Origin of the sequence: Sphingobium sp. (assembly GCF_041987595.1) — a bacterium.
GTDB lineage: Bacteria > Pseudomonadota > Alphaproteobacteria > Sphingomonadales > Sphingomonadaceae > Sphingobium.
The window spans coordinates 1-5648 of the sequence record NZ_JBHIWJ010000162.1; the positions used below are offsets into that span (position 1 = coordinate 1).

The window sequence follows — 5648 nt, forward strand, 5'->3', positions numbered from 1 at the left end:
TTGAGCGCGATGGCCATGGCCGGCGCATTGGTGTTGCCCGATACGATCGTCGGCATGATGGAGGTATCGACGACGCGCAGGCCGGTGACGCCGCGCACGCGAAGCTGGGGGTCGACGACGGAAGTTTCATCCGCGCCCATGCGGCATGTCCCGCAAATGTGAAAGGATGTGCCGCCAAGGGCCATGGCGTTGGCAAGAATGTCCTCGTCCGCTTCTATGCCGACGGTCTTGCCCGTTTCCTCGACGATCCAGTCCTTGAGCGCGGGCTGTTGCGCCAGGCGACGGAGCCAGCGAAACAGGGCGACGAAATGGCTCCTGTCGGCATCGGTCGCCAGATGATTGGCGTCGATGACCGGCGGGACATCCGGGTCGGCCGAACTTATCCTGACATGGCCCTGGCTGTCGGGCCGCATATAATAAGCGACGACGGTCATGCCGGGATAGGGGTCGAGCGCCACCGCGCCCTTGTCGTCCGTGTGGAAGGAGTAGAGGCCCATGCCGACCTGCGCGTCGGGCCGGTCGAGCGTGGCATCGGTCTTGACGAAGCCGCCCACTTCATGCGCTGCATGGGTCAGCGGCCCTTTCGACCCGAAGGCATAGCGCAAAGCCGACAGGATAAGGCCGACACCGGACAGTTTCTGGTTTAGGCTGTTCCCCCGGACCCTGTAGGTAAAGCCCAAATAGCGATGTTCGCGAAGGTTGCCGCCGACACCCGGCGCATCAACGACGATCGGGATGCCAAGCGATTCGAGCAGGGCGCGGGGACCGATGCCCGACAATTGCAGCAGCTTGGGGCTCTGCACCGCGCCTGCGGAAAGAATGATCTCCCGCCGGGCGGCGACCTCCTGCACGGCATCCTTGTTGCGCAGCAGGATACCGCCCGCTCGCTGTCCGTCGAACAGGATACGCAGGGCGTCAGTCTGCGGCAGAACGTCCAGATTCGGTCGCCCGCGAACGGGCCTCAGAAAGGCGCGGGAGGCGGAGAAGCGCTTGCCGCGATAGGTGGATGTCGGCTGATAGCCCATGCCGCCCTGGGTCACGGCCGGCATGTCGTTCATGTCGTCCACCCGTTGCGTCCCGGCCTGCTCGGCGGCGGTCAGGAAGGCTTCGCACAGCGGGTCGCCGGAAGGGTGGACGCTGACCTTGAGGGGGCCGCCGGCACCGCGCCACGCCTTGGCGCCCAGCGCATGGTCCTCCAGAGAGACGAAATGTCGGCCTATATTCTGCCAGCCCCAGCCTGTGCAGCCTGCCGCTTCCCAGCCATCATAATCGGCCGGAGCGCCCCGCACATAGACCATGCCGTTGACCGAACTGGACCCGCCAACCGCGCGGCCCTTCAGCCATATTTCCTGGGGTGCGTTGCCGCCGGGCGATACGGCGTAATCCCACACATGGGGATTGCCCGGCGCCAGCAGTTTGCCGATACCGCGCGGCATGGCGATCAACGGACTGCTGTCGTCCGGTCCCGCCTCCACCAGCAGTACCTTGACGGTCGGGTCTGCCGACAGTCGATTGGCCAGCACGCAGCCGGAAGACCCCGCCCCGACGATGATATAGTCATAACAATCAGCTGACATGGTCGCTCTTTTCCGGGGCATGGCGCGAGGGAACAACAATGGCTGCCTTGCTTGACCTGTCGGCGGGCAGGGCGGCGCTGTTGACGATGAGAGCTTAACCGAATGCGAGGGGCAGGCCGGGGACGTCCCAGTCGATACATATGACCTTGCCGGAACTGCCCAGCGTGACGAAGGCCACCCGCCCGTCCTTGCCGCCAAAGCAGATATTGGTCGTGAGGAAATCGCCCGTTTCGATCTGCTGAGGCGTTCCGCCCTCGGGTGGAAAGATCAATATGGCGCCTTGGCCGGGCGAGGCGCAACAGATGCGTCCGGCGCTATCGACGGCCAGGCTGTCGAGAAATTGACCAGGCCCGGCCCGACCGACGATGCTGTGCCCGTCCGGGGTCAGCGACGCCGTCGTGTCGATCATACCGGGCGCTGACAATCGATAGCGCAGCAGATGCGCTTCATAGGTGAGGGCGACGTAGAGGGTGCGTCCATCTGGCGATAGGCCGACGCCATTCGCCCCGTCCAATGGTCCGGCGGCGCGCCGAATTTCCGACCCGTCGGTCTTGGCATAATAAAGCCCACCCCGCATTCGCGCCGCGCCGCGATCCCTGCCGAAATCGGTGAACCAAAATCCGCCCGTTTCGTCAAAGATGAGGTCGTTCGGTCCCCAGAAGGGGGTCGCTTCGGTCGATGCATATAAGGTTTCGAAAGCGCCGCTGGCGGGATCGACGACCTGAATTGTACCGGGCGGCGTGTCGAGAGGCGCCTCGACCGGCAGGAGGTCGCCGTTCGGCAGGATCATCTTTTCGAAACCGCCATTGTTGCAGACATAAATCCGCCCGTCGGGACCGATCGCCGCGCCATTGGGACCGCCGCCCAGATCGGCGAGGGTGGTGCGCGCACCGTCCGGGCCAAGGCGGGACAGGCGACCGCCGAGCACCTCCACCAGCAGCATGCCGCCTTCCGGCCGCGCAATCGGTCCCTCAGGCATCAACAGCCCGTTTGCAAAGCAGGTCATCTCGTCCTCTCCCCATATGACCGACGGTATCTGCGGACCGTCCTTATCCTCATATCTGGTGGATATTGGCGTGATCGGACATCGGACCCACCTTTCGACAGGTAATTGAAAGCGCGGATTGGCGTCTAATCCGCCGCACAGCCGATCCATCGGGGAAATGCGGAGGGGATGGCGGCATATTGTCCAGGCAGATCGGCATATTCAACTGCCAGAAAAGCGCGATCGTCGAGCATTGGCGCGCGGGGCAGGGCGTCAGCTATCCATCGTTGATCTCATGAACAGGACAGGCCGGCGACAGACCGGCTTTTAAAGACAATGGTCATCCTTTGACCGCCAGGGAGAAGAAAAATGAAGATAACCGGTTTCATGCTGCCGATAGGGTTGCTGCTGACGACATCGCAAATGGCATTGGCGCAGTCGTCGAACGCCGCGCCGCAAGAGGTGGACAGCAGCGACATCGTGGTGACGGCGCGCCGGACTGCCGAGAATATTCAGGAGACGCCGGTTTCTGTCGTGGCGTTCGGCGCGGATTCGCTGCGGCAGGCCAATATCCGCGATACGCAGGATCTGCTGATCAAGACGCCCGGCGTATTCCTGGCGGGTTCGGGCGGGCGCGAGAACAGCAATTTCTCCATTCGTGGCCAGTCCAAGGCGCTGGCCGGCAACAGCGCCCCGGGCGTCATCAGCTATTTCGCCGAAGTGCCGTCTCCTACGGTCGGGTCCAGCATTCCGACCTATGATCTCTCGTCCGTTCAGGTGCTCAAGGGGCCGCAGGGGACGCTGTTCGGCCGTAACACCACTGGCGGCGCGATCCTCTATTATCCGACGGCGCCGGACTATAAGCTGGGGGGATATGCCAAGGCGTCCTACGGCAATTACGACGCCCGGCTGCTGGAAGCCGCCGTCAATATACCGCTGACGTCCGACACGCTGGCCATCCGCATCGCCGGCCAGATCCAGAAGCGCGATGGCTGGACCAAGAATATCGGCATCGGCGGCGACACCGACGACCTCAATTCGCAAGCGATCCGCGGGTCTATCCTGTTCGAGCCGAGCGCCGCGTTCCGCAACACGCTCATCGTCGATTATTACCATAATGATGCGGTCGGCGGCGCGTCGGTGTTGACGAATGTGCTGCCCGGTCCCAACGGGCTGACGGCGACGGGCACGGCGGCGGCGGCTCTGGCGCAACTGGCCTTGCAGCGCGCGCGCGGGCCGCGCGTAATCAATTCGGATGTCGACGCGTTCGAAAAGGTCAAGCGTTTCGGCATCACCAACCGGACCGAGTTCGATCTGTCGGACGACTTCACCTTCGTCAATATCTTCGGCTATCGGCGCACCAAGGTCGACTATTATTCCAGCGTGGATGGGCTGCCTACCTTGATCGCCGATGGCAGCGGCGCGATTCCTGCCGGGCTTCCGGTGACAATCGTGGGCGGGCGCCAGACATCCGACGTCCGGCAGATCAGCGACGAAGTGCAGTTGAAGGGGTCGGCGCTCGGCAATCGCCTAGACTGGCTGGTCGGCGCCTTCTATCTGGACAGCAAGCCGCTCGGGCCGTCTGGCACCTACATACCCGTCTTCATCCTGCCCGGCATCACGGATGCACGGTTCAACTACAGCTTCTACAGCGAAAAGAGCCGGGCGCTGTTCGGCAATGTCAATTATGAGATTGCGGACGGGCTGCACGTCAATCTGGGCGTGCGCCATACCTGGGACAAGATCGAGGCCTGCGTCGGCGGCGGCCTGAACAACCAGCCCGTCGTTTCGCCGGAAGAATGCGCGGACGGCGCGGCAACCATCCGCAATTCGAGCGTCAACAAGACCTCGTCCAAGGCGCTGACCTGGCAGGCAGGCATCGACTGGAAGGCGTCGGATGCGATCTTCCTCTATGCGGTGACGCGCCGGGGCTATCGTGCGGGCGGGATTAACAGCCCGACGCTGGCCGGGCGGCTCACGCCGTTCCAGTCATTCGCGCCGGAAAAGGTGACGGATGTGGAGGTCGGTATCCGCTCCGACTTCACCATGGGCGACGTCAAATTGCAGCTCAATGCGTCGCCCTTTGTCGGCTGGTACAATAATGTGCAGGTGCCCATTTCGGGCCTCAATACGCAGGCGAGTTGCAGCACAATCGCACCGGGCGGAACCAATCCGCCGAAATCACCGGACGGCGATTGCGACGCCAGCAATGATCCGAGCGGCGGGACGCTGCTGGTCAATGCGGGCAAGACCCGGGTCGCGGGTATCGACCTTTCGACCCGCATCCAGCCGACGTCGACATTGTCCTTCGACGCCGGTGCGACCTTCCTCGACCTCAAGTCGCGCTCGCTGACGGTGCCTGTCGATCTCCAATCCTATCTTGCAGCGCTCAAAGTGCCGTTCAATCTGGTCGCGAAGACGACGGTCACGGCCGGCGCGCGCTGGACGCTTCCGGTACCGCCCTCGCTGGCGGAAACCGTGTTTAGCCTGGACTATTATCATTCCAGCAAGGTGCGCTCTTCCGACCAGGTGCTGCCCGCCTATGACCTGGTCAATGGACGGCTAGACCTGAACGGCGTCGGCGGCAGCAAGGCGGATGTCAGCTTCTTCGTACGTAATCTGTTCGACAAGAAATATCTGGCGTCGAGCAATGTCGGATCGGCGGCGCTCGGGATCTTCAGCGGATTCTACGGCGCGCCGCGCACCTATGGCGTGGAGGTCCGCTATCGGTTCGGCGACTGACAGCAAGAATGAGAGCGGTGCGTGGGTTCCCTCCCGTCCATACGGCTGGCCGGCCTGGGGATGGGGGGTGACGCACCGGTCGCAATGAATAGAAAAATGATAGGGAGGACTGTCGATGGCGCAGACCGAAGCCAATCAGGATCAGGCGGAAAGCCGCGAACAACTCAGCCGATGGCTTGAGGATGGGCTGGGTTGTTCCGAGGTCAAGCTCGAAAAGCAACGGCGCTGGCGTCCGGTATGGCGCGCCACGGCACAGCAAAATGGCGTGAAGCGTGATTTTCTGCTGAAGGGCGATCGCACCTGGCCGACCCATCCCTATCCGCTCGTGTATGAAATGCGGATGC

General features: G+C 62.9%; 3 protein-coding genes and 1 pseudogene. 2 read left to right on the forward strand and 2 right to left on the reverse strand.

Features of this window, described 5'->3' with window-relative positions:
• Nucleotides 1-1577: GMC family oxidoreductase (locus ACFC3J_RS21860; protein WP_375198065.1), on the reverse strand; the 1577-nt coding region annotated here is incomplete at its 3' end.
• Between the two features lie 94 nt (nt 1578-1671).
• Complete coding sequence (locus ACFC3J_RS21865) at nt 1672-2583, reverse strand: SMP-30/gluconolactonase/LRE family protein (RefSeq protein WP_279730007.1); 912 nt, start codon at nt 2581-2583, stop codon at nt 1672-1674.
• A gap of 348 nt (nt 2584-2931) precedes the next feature.
• On the opposite strand from ACFC3J_RS21865, the gene ACFC3J_RS21870 reads away from it, so the two are divergent.
• The gene (locus tag ACFC3J_RS21870; protein ID WP_279730006.1) at nt 2932-5304 is read left to right on the forward strand and encodes a TonB-dependent receptor; all 2373 of its coding nucleotides are present in this window, start codon (nt 2932-2934) and stop codon (nt 5302-5304) included.
• Between the two features lie 115 nt (nt 5305-5419).
• Nucleotides 5420-5648 (forward strand): annotated as a pseudogene (locus tag ACFC3J_RS21875) (hypothetical protein); the annotation flags it as partial.